The sequence below is a fragment of the Paraburkholderia oxyphila NBRC 105797 genome (assembly GCF_000685075.1).
Taxonomy (GTDB): domain Bacteria; phylum Pseudomonadota; class Gammaproteobacteria; order Burkholderiales; family Burkholderiaceae; genus Paraburkholderia; species Paraburkholderia oxyphila.
The window spans coordinates 1-502 of the sequence record NZ_BAYD01000313.1 but is presented as its reverse complement, the minus strand read 5'-3'; the positions used below and the strand labels follow the sequence as shown (position 1 = coordinate 502).

Genomic DNA, 502 nt, shown 5'->3' with positions numbered 1-502 from the left:
GGCCAGCAGAGTTTCGCCGGGATGCACGTTGAGTTCCGGGTCGCACGCCCTGTACGATTCAAGGACAGAACAAGATGACTACCCGGACGGGGTTTATTGTGGAAACCATCGGACTCGAATCCCGCCTCGCGCCGGACGGCAAAGGCGTAGTTTTTACACTGTCGGGACGGGGCGGCTCCGTGGAGTGCGTCATCACCCGCGAGGCGCTCGAACAGTATTTCTGGCTACCCCCTGGAGCCGGCGAGGCGCGCGTTCTCCAGGCGTTCACCGACGGCCGCAAGCGCATCGAGGCGGCGGCAAGCCGCAAGATGCTCGTCCATGCGGGTGAGCGCGTTGTGCTGACCGTTGCCGATTTCGGCGACCGGCGGTAACGGCCTGCGCCGGCGTCCTGTGAGCACGCGGAAACCGGTTGACGGGCGCGGTATCGCATCGGGCGTGTATCTCGAACGGCAATTGGCGCACAGAACCACCACCGCGCGACATGCGCCAGCCTTCTGGCTGG

1 protein-coding gene is annotated in these 502 nt (G+C 64.9%); it reads left to right on the top strand.

What is annotated here, in order from left to right; all coding sequences use genetic code 11:
* Positions 1-74 precede the first annotated feature (74 nt).
* Positions 75-371 carry a DUF1488 family protein gene (locus tag BO1_RS49155; RefSeq protein ID WP_407670106.1) on the top strand — a complete coding sequence of 99 codons (297 nt, stop codon included), beginning with the start codon at positions 75-77 and terminating at the stop codon, positions 369-371.
* The last annotated feature ends 131 nt before the right edge of the window (positions 372-502 follow it).

What these genes read in the sequence shown, in the direction of transcription:
- BO1_RS49155 (WP_407670106.1), top strand. Translation starts at nt 75, where the DNA reads ATGACTACCCGGACGGGGTTTATTGTGGAAACCATCGGACTCGAATCC.